The sequence below is a fragment of the Izhakiella capsodis genome, assembly GCF_900115045.1.
Lineage (GTDB): Bacteria > Pseudomonadota > Gammaproteobacteria > Enterobacterales > Enterobacteriaceae > Izhakiella > Izhakiella capsodis.
Genome location: NZ_FOVC01000004.1, coordinates 141730 through 156573, shown reverse-complemented (window position 1 = coordinate 156573; position 14844 = coordinate 141730). Strand labels below are relative to the sequence as shown.

The window sequence follows — 14844 nt, the reverse complement described above, 5'->3', positions numbered from 1 at the left end:
TCTGCAGCTGTATCCCCGTTCGATGATGTTTCTATCCACACAGATCTCTTAAAAGAATGCTCATCATGACGCTGAGTGATGTGAGGTTCGTTCGGCTAAGCCGGGAGTGAAGGCCTTTAAGTTGACGTTACGTTACGAAGACTGAGTTTTGCGGTCATGGCTTTCGCACAATGGCCTACAGTTCATTGATTTAGTCGGGTCTATGGTGCAAGGATGCGTGGAACCTCAGATTAGCCATAGGGAGCGTAATGCGTTGCATGCGCCTGTATTTATAGGATGCGTCGCTGGGAAGGGGCGGTTGATGTTGAAGGGGTGGCGCATCAGTTGTCTGTGCACAGGGAGCGAGTTCGTTTGATTCTGGGAAAGCAATCCATTCGACGCTGGTTAACCACGCCGTCCTGGCTACGTTTGACACAGAGACTTTCCACTGCCAGGCGAGTGCCCGGAGGCATAACCCGGCTCGAATTTTTCCGCCACAAGGCGGTAACCCAATTCATTCAACGCCGGAACTGTCTCCAGAGAACTCAGCATTTCTTACACCACGCCCTGGTGAAGAAGCCTCAAGCCCCTTTCAGCATATCAAACACCACACGGGCAAAACCTTTCGCCAGCTCAGGATTAGAGAGGTATTGCACCATCATCGCCTGCTGGGCGTCGTTGCTGTCCATCACGGCATCATCAATGGCTTTGGGAAAATCGCCCAGCATCGCCTGTTCGCGCGTATTGTTGGCAATCTGGGTCATCACCGCCTGGTTTTCTGACAGCTTGTCGCGCACCGCGAAGGCATAATTGATCATGTCTTTATCGGTCAGATTATCGGTGACGAACAGCGCATTCAGGCGAGCCAGGATAGTCGACAGAAACTCCTCTTTCTTGTCCTTCGGCTTCGCCGTACCGACATCATTACCCGGTTTGATTTTGTCGTCCGCCGCATTTTCCTGCAACTTCAAGTGCTGTTCGTGAAGCTTTGACAGACGATAATGGCTCATCTCGACGTTGCTTAATGCAATCTCATCCTCTTCGATACGCTGTTCATGCAGCAATGGACGCAGATGGCGGGCAAACAGACTGAGCTTTTCCAGGTTCTTGTCATCGTAATCGACGATTTGCGACATAAACTCGTAAAAGCGGACAAAGCTGCCGAGATCTTTTTTGAAGATATCCAGCTTACTTTTCTCTTTTTCGCACTCTTTGAAGGTGTTCTCTGCATTGGTGATCAGCACAATATCGCCGGTCTTCCTGGTGCGTTCCAGCATCTCTCTGGCCAGCACATAGGCCTCGATTGCTGAGGTGTAGCGATGTCTCCAGCGCGCTACCGCAGGTTTGCAGATATTGCTGATGGCCGCGTTGGATTTGTTTCTGCTGAAGAATGCCTCGCAAAACTGCTCCACTTCGTTCCACAGGAAAATGCCGCTGGTGCGTAGCTTTTCATAAAGCTCAAAGACGCGTTGTGGATCGCTGACATCAGTGAGTTCCGCCGTCTGGTAGTACGGCTGAAAAGCAGCCAAAATCTCGGCCGGCTCGTTGTAGAAATCCAGCACAAAGGTACCGGACAGCGCCTTTCCGGGATAGATACGGTTCAGGCGCGACAGGGTTTGTACGCACTCCACGCCGCCCAGCTTTTTATCCACATACATGGCACACAGCTTGGGCTGGTCAAAACCGGTCTGGAATTTGTTGGCGACCAGCATCACCTGGTAGTCGTTGGTATCAAACGCGTTACGCATATCCCGGCCTTTCAGGCCTGGATTCATCGTGATTTCGGTGAACTTCTGGTTAAGCAGCGCAAGGCTGTTAGGGTCATCTTCATGGAATTCCACCTCCCCGGAGAACGCCACCATCGCGCTGATCTTATCGTACTGTTGCTCAGCGATATATTTATCGAACGCCAGCTTATAGCGCACCGCCGCTTTACGCGAACTTGTTACCACCATCGCTTTTGCCTGGCCGGCCAGTAAGTGCATCACATGCTGGCGGAAGTGCTCGACAATCACCTTCACTTTCTGCGACACGTTATGATCGTGCAGCGAGACCCACTGGTTCAGCTTGATCCTGGCTTTTTTACTGTCCACCTCCCGGTCAGGATCGTTCAGCTTTTGCAGCAGCTTATAGGCGACCTTGTAGTTGATGTAGTTCTTCAGCACATCAAGAATGAAGCCCTCTTCGATGGCCTGACGCATGGAGTAGACGTGGAACGCTTGCGGTTTGTTGTTTTTTGACGCCGGTTCATGCGGATTAGGGCGACGGCCAAACTGCTCCAGCGTTTTGGCTTTCGGTGTGGCGGTGAACGCGTAAAAGTTGAGGTTATCGCTGCCCACACGCGTGGCAACGATGGCACCCACAGACTCGTCTGAAGACATCCTGACCGCGCCATCTTTCTCTTCGTTCATCAGCACCTCTTTCAGTTGTCGCGCCGAGGAGCCGCTCTGCGAGGAGTGTGCCTCATCGGCAATCACCGCATATTTACGCTGCTTAAGGCTGACGCTGTTTTCAATCGCCTTCAGGACAAACGGAAAGGTCTGCAGGGTGACGATGATGATTGGCTGTGAGTTTTCCAGCGCGAAGGCCAGCTTCTCTGATTTTGAACCGTCGCCCTCTTTGTTGTTGATTCGCCCGACCACGCCATCCTGATGTTCAAACTGATAGATGGTGTCCTGCAGTTGCTCGTCGAGCACGGTGCGGTCTGTCACCACAATCACCGAGTGGAACTGCTTCTCGCCGTTCTCATCGTACAGACGGGAAAGCTGATGGGCGCTCCAGGCGATAGAGTTCGATTTGCCCGATCCCGCGCTGTGCTGGATCAGGTATTTATTGCCCGTCCCTTCTACTGTCACCGCAGCGATCAGTTTGTTCACCACGTCCCACTGGTGATAGCGCGGGAAAATCAGGCTCTCGCTTTTGTACTTCAGGCCAATGGCATTTTCTTTTTCGACGATTTGCAGATGCACGAAGCTGGCGAGAATTTTCAGCAGATTGTCCGGCAGCAACACCTCATTCCACAGGTAGCTGGTGGCATAGTCATTGGCATTTTCCGGGATGTCATTGCCCGCGCCGCCGTCATGGGTTCCCTTGTTAAACGGCAGGAAGACGGTGTTATCGCCATCCAGTTTGGTCGCCATAAACACGTCATACTGACTGACGGCAAAGTGCACCAGTGCGCCGTGTTTAAAGGTCAGCAGCGGCTCAGGCTTATTGGTGCCAGGGTCCTTTGGCAAACGCGTTCTCTTATATTGTGTGATGGCGTTTTGCACCGACTGCTTAAATTCAGACTTCAGTTCCAGCGTCGCTACCGGCAGGCCATTGACGAACAACACCAGGTCGATACGCCACTTCTTCGCCTGAACGCCGGTCTCTTCGAATGCGGCGTTCGACGCATGGGGGCTGTAAACCAGCTCCGGCACGATGCGGCAGATATTCTGTTTGTAGCGCGTCAGAATGTCCGGATTGAGATTATGTTCTGGCTTAAACTGGCACAGCGAAAACCGCGCATTGTGGCTCTTGATTCCGTGACGCAGCACGCCAAGCGTGCCGTAGGTGCGCGAAAGCCTGTCGGTGGCGTTGATATCCGCTTTTTTTAGCTGGGCCACCAGCGCATCGAGGAAATGACGTTCGGTATCGGTAGGGTAAATGTTGGCAAACTTCTCCCACTGCTGCGGCTGGGTGGTCTGCACAAAGGTCAGCGCATCCTGCGCGTAGAGCGCGCGTTGGCGATCGTAGTCGCTCGTTCTGCCGCGAACCCAGCCTCGGTCGAGCATCTGGGCGATCATGTCATCCTGGAAAATCCGCTCTTGGGTGCTGTCAATGCTCATGCGCTGGCCTCCTGTGGCGCCTCGATATCCTCGGTGTCCGGGGCAACCCAATCGCGGACGTCGATTTTTCCGGTAACGGCGGCGGAGATCAGGGCGGTGCGGCGTTCCTGGAGGAGTTGAACAGCCTGCGTCGCATGCTTCTCCATCAAGTCATAACGGAATTCTTGTTCATTGATATAAGTAATAATTGCATCCATTTCTGGTTTTGGAGGAATAGCAATTGGATAGTTAAGCAGAAAATCTGAAGGTACACGTTTTAGTCCGCCAGCACCTGTCATTGCTCCTGTTGCGGCACGGATAAAATTATCCTCTTGAAGGCGATATAATAAGTAATGTGCACAAATTTTTTCAGTTGGCCTCAAAACATATATTTCCGTAGAGCCGAATCCAATACTATTAACTAGCCCTCTAGCTACAGCAATGTTTTTATTTTCAAAGCATGGCGTAACCTTAGCTAACAGAAGATCATCATCTTCAAAGTAAGTATAGCCACTTATAACATCCCGAATCAGCTTTCTTTCATCTGTTACAAGAGAGTTTCTTTTCAGTTTTTCCATCGGGATGAAGGTACATTCATCGTTATTTTTAAAGTTAACTGATGATTTTTTAGGTGTTAGTAATGCTATGTATTTTATTTTCGTGCATAACCAATGATCTGGTATGCCCTCCAAACACTCAACACCCGAATCTTTCATCGGCACATCAGGGTTTAGCCCTTTGGTGACGGCATGGCTAATCACTGCCTGACGTTTTTCTTTTAACAGTTCAATCAGTTGTTGTTGCTTCGCGATCAGACAGTCGATTTTTGCGGTTTCGTGATCGAGGAACCAAGCCACCTTTTCTGATAAAGAATAAGAACAGATTGGTATAGGTAACAGGCCAATAAACTCCCAACTTGCTCTTGGCATTTTGGAGCCATAAGTTGAGGAATTAACCTGCTCAATAAATTCATTTGTTAATGAATAATAATTAAGATATTTTGGATGTAATTTGGCTGTACGAAGCACCAGAAACTCAGATGAGCATACCCCGGAGAAACTAGCTAGCCAAGATTTGGCAAGGTAAGGCCGCAACTTCCCGAAAAGAACATCATTCTTTTTAAACGACACCGTTGTACCATCTGCTATATTTTCTTCTTTTAATATATACCTTCCATCACCACTCGATATATTTTCTAATCCAACAAATAAGTAATCTGAATTAGTAAATTTTGCGGTTTGCAAATCTGCAATGTACTTTAATTTAGTGACAGACCAATCCTCAGGAATATCCCCCAGCCACTCCACCCCAGACGCCTGATACGCCGGATACGGCTTATACTTTGCCATCAGGAATGGACCTCCTGCAGCAACTTCATAATCTCGGCGCTGACCGCATCCAGATCGGCATCAATCTCTTCCAGCGGGCGCGGCGGCTGATAAACATAGAAATGGCGGTTGAACGGGATCTCGTAACCGACAATCCCCACCTCGTTATCTTTCGCGTCGCGCTTATCAGCATTAATCCAGGCATCGGCGACGTGCGGCAGCACTTCCGCTTTGAAATAGTTTTCGATCAGATCGCAGGTGGACACTGCCGGGTTCAGCGGCACATTTTCGTAGTCGCGCAGCTCGCCGTCCGGCTCAAATTCCACCACGTTGCCGCGGTACTCGAAGGCACCGTACAGTGGCTGAGCGGCCTCTTTCAGCCCTTTTTTCACCACCGGCTCGGCATCCGGGTTTCGGCGGGTGATGGCGTCGATAAACTGCTTGTTCTCTTTCGCGTCCAGCTTCACGCCCGCGGTTTTGATGGCGGCTTTCAGGGTTAGCTGGAACTGGTTGAAGTCGTTGCTCACCCGCGTTTTCCCCCCCGCCTGGGTAGCCAGCGCCGTCTGAATCCGTTGTGCTTTTTCCATCAAGGCGCGCTGTGCCAGCCACAGTTTGCTGTCGAGCAGATCTTTAATCTGCTTCTCTTTCAGCTCGGCAAATTCGGCTTTGAGGATGACGCGCGCGTCGGCTTCCCGTTCAGATAAATCACCATAGGTCTCCTTCTGCCACTGAGATGCGAACGCTTCATACAGGCGTTCCATCGCCGCATTAAACGGCTTCGGCGCAAAGCGCAGCGTTGCAATCGCTTCATCCGTTACCTGCGCGGATAACCGCAGCGGGCGTTCAATGGTCAGGCGGCGATAGCCAAACTCGGTGCTGTTGAAGATTTTGCTGGCGAAAGTTTTCGGCGCGTCGGTTTTCGCGGTGGCAGCCTGACGGCCACGGCTGGATTTTTGCCCGGCGGCTTTTTCCAGACCCAGCTCTTCCAGGGTTGTGGCATCCACCACTTCAAACTCACCGAAGGTCTGGGTGATCAGTTTGATATCATCCTCGCCCATCAGGTTGCGCTTGGAACCCAGCGATTTACGCATCTTGCCGCACAGGTGGGTGCCATCAATCAGCTGCACTTTGCCCTTACGCTCGGGCGCTTTCTTATTGGAGAGGATCCAGACGTAGGTGGCAATGCCGGTGTTGTAAAACATATCGGTTGGCAGGGCGATAATACCTTCCAGCAAGTCGGCTTCCAGAATATAGCGACGGATTTCGCTCTCACCGCTGCCCGCCCCGCCGGTAAACAGCGGCGAGCCGTTCAGGATAATCCCGATACGCCCGCCGTTGCTCACGCGACCAGCCACATTGTGGTTGTCGCGCAGTTTGCTGAGCAGGTGCATCAGGAACAGCAGCGATCCGTCGGAAACACGCGGCAGACCCGGGCCAAAACGGCCGTTAAAGCCTTTCTGCATATATTCGTCGTTAATCTCGCCCTCAATCTTCTTCCAGTCCACGCCAAACGGGGGGTTAGAAAGCATATAGTCGAACCGATCTCCCGGCAGCTGATCGTTAGAGAGCGTGTTACCCAGCTTAATACGGCTGACGTCCTGACCTTTGATCAGCATATCGGCTTTACAGATAGCGTAGGACTCCGGGTTCAGTTCCTGGCCAAAGGCGCGTATGACCGCGTTAGGGTTCAGCTCGTGCACATACTCCATACCCGAAGAGAGGAAGCCACCGGTCCCGGCTGTCGGATCGTAAATGGTGCGGATAATACCGTCCTGCGACAGCGCGTCATCATCTTCCATAAACACCAGCGAGGTGGTCAGACGCACGATATCGCGCGGGGTAAAGTGCTCGCCGGCGGTCTCATTGGAGCTCTCCGCGAAACGACGGATAAGCTCTTCAAACACCAGGCCCATGTCGTGGTTGGAGATCGCTTTCGGGCTAAGATCGGTGGTGGCGAATTTCTTCACCACTTTGAACAACAGATTGGCATCTTCCAGCAGGCCAACAAACTCACTGAATTTGAAGTGTTCAAATATTTCACGCGCATCCGGGGAGAATGCCTGTACGTAGTTTTCCAGGTTGGCTTTGATGTCGTTCTGCCCCATTTTACCGAGGTCCATCGGCGAAGCATTGAAGAAGGTCAGGCCGCTGGCGCGCAGCAGGAACTTCTCTTTAGCGTCCTCCGGCAGTGGGCTTTTTTTCAGCGCGTCTGCTTTTACCACGACAGCGTCTTTGGTTTCGGCTAATACACACTCAAGACGACGCAGCAGCGTAAACGGCAGTATCACCCGTCCGTACTGAGACTGTTTAAAATCACCGCGCAGCAAATCAGCCACCGACCAGATAAACGCCGCCGTTTGAGAAAAGTTAGTGTTAGTCATGAAACCCTCGGAAGAAATCGCAGCCATGAAGCAAAGTGCGTCGGCAAAAAAAATCGCTATGGAATAGAGTGCGTAAAATAATACCTGCTACGGGGGCTATCGCAACCGATATGGGACAAAGAAATGACCTGTCTCAGGCGAGTAAGCGGATGTGTGGCAACGGGACGCCTTCCGTTATACCGTCCCGGAGCGCGCTGGCTGGCTGTGTCGGGAGGGGGGTGACAGGTTGATTATGGATGACGGGAACGGAGTGTTCAGCGCGTTGGGCTGCAAACGGCGCAGGGCTTCGTTTTTGTAAATTCCACATCGACATTGCGTTAAGCCGTTGGCGGGTAGGTTCCGTTCGCCGGTTGTTACCCGGGTTATCGCTACAAGCAAGAAAATAGCTTGCCAGCCTGTTTAGCCTCATTTTTCGCTAATGCGGCTTTTGGCTGGATTTTAATCCAGCTATCCACGGCTGATTTTCCAACGCACGGATTTTGAACAAAGGTCAAAGATACCGCTCCGCTAACAGGGCATAATACCGTCATTAATCATGAGTAAAGTTTGGTCTGAAATGAGCACAATCACCCCCCATTACCGTAGTGTACAACAGTTGTTGCAAAGCCAATCCTTTTCTATCGACGAGTATCAGCGTGAGTATAAATGGGAGAAGGAGAATATTGACGAGCTGCTGGCTGATCTTCAGGGAAAATTCTTCAACTGTTATCGGGAGGGTGATGAAACCAGTGCGATTAGTCACTACGGCGAGTATTTTCTTGGTTCTATCATTGTTAGCAAACGCAATAACAAAAACTATTTGATCGATGGTCAGCAGCGAGTCACCTCTCTGACTTTGTTGCTGATTTGTCTGTATCGATCTGCCAGGGAACAGAGCTTGCCGGTCGCCCAAACGGTCGCCCCACTTATTTTCAGCGACAACCTCGGCAATCCCAGGTTCAATCTCGACATCTCTGAGCGGCTTCCGGTTATCAATGCCCTGTTCAAGGGGGAAGCGTTCAGTCCGGATGGGAAGGATGAATCCATCCAAACCATGTACGCCCGTTACAGTGATATTGAAGCCAACGATCTGATGGCAGAGATAAGAGATGTCTTACCGCATTTCATCTACTGGTTATTGACGCGGGTGGGTTTGATTGAGATTGCCACTGTTAACGACAATTATGCTTACGCTATTTTTGAAACGATGAATGATCGGGGTAAACCGCTGAGTCCGGTAGATATGCTGAAGGCATATTTACTGGCTCCGATTGAAGAGCAGGCAGCGCGGTTACAGGCCAATCAAATCTGGAAGCAACAAGTCCTGGACTTAATCTCCTGGGGAGGGGAGCACGAGCCAGAGCGCGATGCCAACTGTATTAAGGCGTGGTTACGGGCACAGTATGCAGAAACCATCCGTGAGCGTAAGGCCGGGTCGGTCGATAAAGATTGGGAGTTAATCGGCTCGGTGTTTCATCGTTGGGTGCGGGAAAATAACGCACGCCTGGGTCTGGGAAAGGCTCAGAATAATCAGAAGATGATGGCGGTTAGCTTTCCATTTTTTGCCAAAGCGTACCGACGTATCCTGCACAGCAGTAAGCATTACACACCGAAGCTGGAAGCGGTCTATTACAACGCACACAACGATTTTACCTGGCAGAATACCGTGCTGCTGGCATCGTTGGTTGAGACTGATGATGACGATACCGTCGACCGCAAACTGGCTGTCACCGCGACCTATCTGGATATCTGGTTGATGCGGCGAGTCGTGAACTATATCCGGGTTGGGTACTCCAGTGTGTCCTACGCTATGTGGTTATTGTGCCGGGAGATCAGACGCAAAACGTTAGCGGAACTGGTGGCTATCCTGCAAAAGAAACTGGCGGAAGATGATATTACGTTCTCTGGCTATGCAGTAAAAGGACGAACGGGTATTGAGGGTTTGGGGCTAAACCAATTCAGCCGCCGCTACATCTACCATCTGTTGGCAAGACTAACAGAAGCCACTGAGAAGGGAGCCGGGCGTACTGAGACATTTGAACGACTGGTGAACCGTACTCTGAAGAATCCATTCGATATCGAACATATCTGCCCCAATGATGACCAAAGCGTGAAAAATCAGTTCAACAATGAGCAGGAGTTTCAGGATTGGCGTAACCACGTTGCCTCACTATTACTGTTACCCGCAGATGTCAACCGCAGCTTGCAGGACAAACCCTTTTTGCTGAAGAGAGCGCACTATGCTAAGCAGAACTTCTTTGCTGCAAGTCTGGATCCAGGTGTTTACGAACATCAGCCACAGTTTAAGCAGTTTGCTAATCAATACGGACTGCTTTTCAAATCCGTCGAGGTATTCGACAAAGCGGAGCAACTTGCGCGTCAGAAACTTATTCTGGGGTTAGTGGAGTTGATTTGGTCGCCAAATCGTTTAGCGAAGGCTGCTGATGGCTGAAAACGACTGAGCGATCGCGTCGACAGGGGGAGGGCCAGCCCATCAACGGCCTGGTGGCGTCTGGATTGTCTGTGGCGATTCTAAATAAAACAGGCATGTTTAGGCACTCTCTTCAGTTTTTAGTGCCACCGCCAGTGAGGATCGTCGACAGGTTTTTGCCTTACGAGTACCTGGCGGGGCGGGTAATAAGTAGCCCGATACTTTTTGGTGCGCTACTTTTATTCAGCATCGATGCGGCCCCCCCTCGCTGCTCAGGCACACTGCCCCATCCGATCCGCCTTGCCAGGACGATGTGAGATAAAATGCCATCAGCGGCTTATGTATCGGACTTTATCCCGTATTTTGCAGACTGATCCCGCCTCATGGAGTGCAAAAATTCTGAAACTTATCCTTATATATCCATTTAGAAAAAAAATTCTTAAAAAAACCTGACGCTGTGATCCTGATAGTCTGAATTTTTTATGGGAATATTCTGTAGCGGTATAGGTAAAAATAGCGAATAAGTGTAGCGGCTATATACCATGAAGGAAATTTCCGTTTTTTATATAAGAAATATCCTTTCTTTTAAATTGTATAGCAGCAATTTATGCCCAATTTATGTCATTTTGGATGTATTGCCTAATTAAAAAGGCAACACTAGAATGGCCGCTGTCCGATAATGAGTTTCCGAAAAGAAACGTTGATAGAGTTATTGGACTATAGGGGCAGTAATGCTTTTCTGTCTCTTTAAAGTATGTATTAACAAATGCCAAAAATTCATGATTGTAATCAACATAGGATGTTAAATATGAAAAAAATTAATATGTCTGAAGCAAGCTCAGTGGTAGGTGGGATCACGACCTGCGTTAATAGTTTCGAACTGAATGTGGTAGGCAAGTATAACATTTGTAATGCTGTTAAAACCTGTACTGATAAAAATGGCGATGTCACTAAGGAGTACACGCCTGCGGCTATTATCAACTGCCCTAGCGTAGGTTGATTATTCAATAGTCAGTAGCAGCTATTCATCCCCGATGGCGTTGTATTGTTAAATACAACGCCATCCTGATAATCATTGAGGAAATCTATCTTACTCGTAGATTCGGACCAATGCCCTCCATGAAAAAAAGAATTTTTTACGTGCTGATGTATACCGTTTTTATAGCGGTTATTTCAGCGCTGATTACTACTGCCTGGTTCCATGCTTTCGTGTTGAATCAAACCAGCGAGGCCGGGCCGCAGGTGTTACGTTCTCTTTCTGCCGAAAAGCAGGATAAAAGTCCGATTGCCGATGGAGACGATATTGTTGAGATCTTTTCATACGGCTGCCATTTTTGTGAAATGAATGAGCGAAATGTGGCTGAACTTAAAAAACGTATGCCGGCCGGAAAAAAGTTCATCCGACTTCATCTCAGCCTTGATAGTCAAGCCGGGCTGGCGCGCTATGCACCCGTCTTCGCTACTCTGGAAGCCATGGGGATTGAAAGCACCTATCGTCAGAGTGCCTATAATGCGGTGATAAAGGATAAGATTGATTTAGGGGACCCGGCTAAGCTCGACGCATGGCTGGAAAAAAATAAGATTAACGTCGCGGAATATCATAAAGTCAGTCAGTCGAAGGAAGTCAAAGATCGTCTGGATTACATGACGCGTGTTACTCAGTATTATAATATCAACGCCACGCCGACGTTTATTATTAATAAAAAATGGATTGCAATTCAGGACCGAGATTTCCCGGCCTTCGCTGATAAATTGCTCTCTATTATGGAAACAGGTAAGGCACCGGAGTAATAATGAAATTTTATGCTCTGTGGTGCGCGCTTTTCTGGCGGAACCTTACCGTCAGATGTCAGTGGCTAATATCTAAGCTACAGCGGGTGGGCTACAGGGCGCATTGTGCATTATTTCGCTATTTGCATTACCGTATTGTTTTTGCATTTTCACGGGCCAGAATATTTTTCAAACTTATTCCGCGCGATGTGAAATTGCGGGCGGCGGTGGCGGAATCTAATCGTCAGTGCCTGCTCAATGACAATAAAACATTTGACTATGTCTGGCTGACGCAGCGGCGAAAACTGTTAATTGAGGCGGTGACCTACGGACGTAACCGCCGGTTATTACGCGAGCTGGCAGACTGCTCGGCACGGCTTAATGGCGTTGTAGAGCCGCTCCAGCGAGCCGGCCAGCCGGTGCTGCTGGCCCCGTTGCACATGGTTTCGGACGTCCTGAGTACCATGATCGGTGCGACTGCCTATCCGGGAAAAGCGACGGTGATCACTTCCCGCAGTGCCAATGCCCATTCTGAAGCGGAGCGGCGGCTGGGTGGGTTAGATCTCAACTATTGTTCGATACATGAAGATAATAAAAATATTGCCGGTAACTTAATGACGTCGGTGATGGCGGCAGCGGAGAATAAACGCAATATTATTTTATTCCCCGATATTACGCCGGACTTCACGCAATTTGCCAGTAAAGACAAAGCAGAGAAATTATCTTGCCGCTTATTTGAGCGCCCGGCCAGTTTGCACAGCGGTATTATCCGCCTGGCCAGAATGATGTCCGCGCAGGTGGTGTTTTATCATCTTTATTTTGATAAAGGATTAAAAATAAAGATCCACGAACCTGTTGCGCCCAGAATGCTCAAGGATGAGATGCCCCGAATTATCGAGCAAAGCATTCATGATTATTCTACTGACTGGATGCTATGGCATTCGCACTCACTGTTTTTTATTAACGACTAATCAGGCATAACGACAGAAAAGAACAGGGCGTTTTAGGAATTAAATTATGGAAAATATTATTCCAGAAATCGTTTACCAGGCTGAAACGAATGAATGCGGGCTGGCCTGCATCTCTATGCTGGCGGAGACCCAGGGCATTGATGCGCCGTTGGACATGCTGCGCGAACATTATCCGGCGTCTGCCCACGGTACCGCGCTGTCAACCTTGTGCGAGATCCTCTCCGGGCTGGCTATCCCGGCGTATCCGGTCGCTTTCGATCTGGACGAGCTGGCTGACCTCCCGTTACCCGCCATTTTGCACTACGGTGGCAGCCATTATGTCCTGCTGGCGTATCGGCAGGGCAGCTATGTGTGTGTGATGAACCCCGCTATTGGTGAGCAGCTGTTGCCGATTGCTGCGCTGAAGTCTGAAATCAGCGGCTATGCGCTGGTACTGGATAACGATGCGGTCGATGAAAAATCTACGATGGTGCAACCTCAGCGCGTGCGGCGGTTCCGCGCACTGAAATGCATGAGTTTGAAGCAGACAGCGAGCATACCGCGTATTTACCGCCTCATGCTCCTGACGTTTCTGGTTTCATTGACGCTGTTTATCATGCCAGTGATGGTCAGTTCGGCGATCAATAACGTTTTCTCATCCGGCGGGGAACGCGACTTTCCCTACTTTTACTTCCTGCTGGCGTTTGTGGTGTCGACCCTGCTGGCCCTCATTGTGCGTAGTCTCACCGAGCGCTTTATTAAGCGTTTTGTGGTTATGCAAAGCGTGAGTGGTTTCGCCAGTCTGCTGAAAAACTCGCTTGCCTACTTTGAAAAACGCAGTCCGGGTGAGATTTACAGTCGCTTCTCCAATTGGCAAATGGCTGCCGCTCAGAAAATCGAGCTGGATAACGGCCTGCGAACAGACTGGATCGTTGGTGTAATAGCGCTGGCGGTGATGTGTTACATCAGCCCGCTGCTGGCGGCGATTTCGGCCGTAGGGGTAACGTTAATGGGCCTGGTCAGCGTGTGGGCCATCTTCCGCGATCGCTTTTACACGCAACAAGTTCAGGTGAAAAGCGCGGAGCAAAGTGACTTCCTGCTGGAGTCGATTCAGGGCTTTGCCACGCTTAAATCGGCGGGCTTGAATAGCCAGCGTCAGATAGCATTTGCAGGCTTTGCCTCGTCCCTGTTTGAGATCAGGCAAAAGCAGAAGGTGTACGAACAGGTAAAAAGCAGTCTGTATCAACTGATTGGCAGCCTCGAAATGGTATTTTTTATGCTGCTGGCGTTACCGCTGCTGAAAGATAACCGTATCTCGCTGGGGGAGTTCTTTGCCTATAGCTTTGTACGTCAGATTTTTACCTCCTACGTCACCACAATTTTCTTCTCGGTGCTGAAAAAGAATCAGCTGCACGTGATCGATACCCGCGCTGCCGATCTGTTTCCGCAGGTGAAAAAAGACGAAGACGCCGATGCGCCATCGCCGCCCTTACACTTTGCCCAGCGGCTGAGCTACCACGGACTTCATTTTGCTTACGAGCCAGGCAAGCCAGTACTCAACGATGTTTCTCTGGCGCTATATCGGGGTGAAACCCTGGCGATTGTCGGTGAGTCCGGCGCCGGTAAAAGTACGCTGCTAAAAGTGATCACCGGGCTTATGGCACCCCAGTCCGGCGAAATTCTGGTGGATGGCCAGCGGGTGAGTACCCGTCAGGCGCAAAAATTGTTCTTCCTGCAAAGCCAGGGGGACATTCTGTTCAGCGCCAGCGTGCGGCAAAACATCGCGTTGTTCGATCGCCATTATGATGCTCAAAAACAGCAGCGTATTGATAAATCCCTGCGCGGGCTGAAGCTGACCGAGGTGATTGATAATCTGCCGGGTAAACAAAATGCGCTGATCCGCGAAAGCCATCCCGCGCTGTCTCTGGGGCAGCGTCAGCGACTGATGCTGGCACGTGCAATGTACAGCGACTGCCCGGTTATGGTACTGGACGAACCCACCGCCAACCTTGATGAACAAACCGCACAGCATGTGATGCAGACCCTGATCGATCACTGCCGCGAATACCAAAAAACGCTGATCGTCGTGACGCACAGTGAAGCGGCGCTGTCGTTATTCGACCACCTTTGCGTACTCGGAAATAAACCACTGGAAGACGAAAAGCGCCGGGTGACACCGGATATTGTGCTGCAGGAAAAGCGGGCGTGAGTGCGAAT

General features: G+C 50.3%; 8 protein-coding genes and 1 pseudogene. 6 read left to right on the top strand and 3 right to left on the bottom strand.

Features of this window, described 5'->3' with window-relative positions; translation table 11 throughout:
• Positions 1-128: 128 nt before the first annotated feature.
• Positions 129-355 (top strand): annotated as a pseudogene (locus tag BM191_RS17515) (hypothetical protein); the annotation flags it as partial.
• Positions 356-560: 205 nt separating this feature from the next.
• On the opposite strand, the gene BM191_RS08165 reads toward BM191_RS17515, so the two are convergent.
• Genes BM191_RS08165 through BM191_RS08155 form a run of 3 tightly spaced genes read right to left on the bottom strand, consistent with a single transcriptional unit; the run spans position 561 to position 7497 of the window.
• Entirely contained in the window at positions 561-3809 is a 3249-nt protein-coding gene (locus BM191_RS08165; RefSeq protein ID WP_092876993.1) for a type I restriction endonuclease subunit R, read from the bottom strand.
• Positions 3806-5137, bottom strand: coding sequence for a restriction endonuclease subunit S (locus BM191_RS08160; protein ID WP_092876991.1), 1332 nt, complete (start codon positions 5135-5137; stop codon positions 3806-3808). Before BM191_RS08160 ends, BM191_RS08165 begins: the two co-directional genes overlap by 4 nt.
• A complete protein-coding gene (locus tag BM191_RS08155) occupies positions 5137-7497 on the bottom strand; it encodes a type I restriction-modification system subunit M (protein WP_177203315.1) in 2361 nt (786 codons plus the stop codon). The genes BM191_RS08160 and BM191_RS08155 overlap by 1 nt, the downstream gene beginning before the upstream one ends.
• A 535-nt stretch (positions 7498-8032) precedes the next feature.
• On the opposite strand from BM191_RS08155, the gene BM191_RS08150 reads away from it, so the two are divergent.
• From BM191_RS08150 to BM191_RS08130, 5 genes are all read left to right on the top strand, one after another.
• Positions 8033-9928 carry a DUF262 domain-containing protein gene (locus tag BM191_RS08150; protein WP_407927867.1) on the top strand — a complete coding sequence of 632 codons (1896 nt, stop codon included), beginning with the start codon at positions 8033-8035 and terminating at the stop codon, positions 9926-9928.
• 787 nt (positions 9929-10715) lie between these two features.
• The gene (locus BM191_RS08145) at positions 10716-10907 is read left to right on the top strand and encodes a DUF4762 family protein (RefSeq protein WP_092876985.1); all 192 of its coding nucleotides are present in this window, start codon (positions 10716-10718) and stop codon (positions 10905-10907) included.
• A 119-nt stretch (positions 10908-11026) separates the two neighbouring features.
• The gene (locus tag BM191_RS08140; RefSeq protein ID WP_092877258.1) at positions 11027-11698 is read left to right on the top strand and encodes a DsbA family protein; all 672 of its coding nucleotides are present in this window, start codon (positions 11027-11029) and stop codon (positions 11696-11698) included.
• Positions 11699-11700: 2 nt separating this feature from the next.
• A complete protein-coding gene (locus BM191_RS08135) occupies positions 11701-12648 on the top strand; it encodes a lysophospholipid acyltransferase family protein (protein WP_092876983.1) in 948 nt (315 codons plus the stop codon).
• 46 nt (positions 12649-12694) lie between these two features.
• Positions 12695-14836, top strand: a complete 2142-nt coding sequence (locus tag BM191_RS08130) for a peptidase domain-containing ABC transporter (protein ID WP_092876981.1) — start codon at positions 12695-12697, stop codon at positions 14834-14836.
• The last annotated feature ends 8 nt before the right edge of the window (positions 14837-14844 follow it).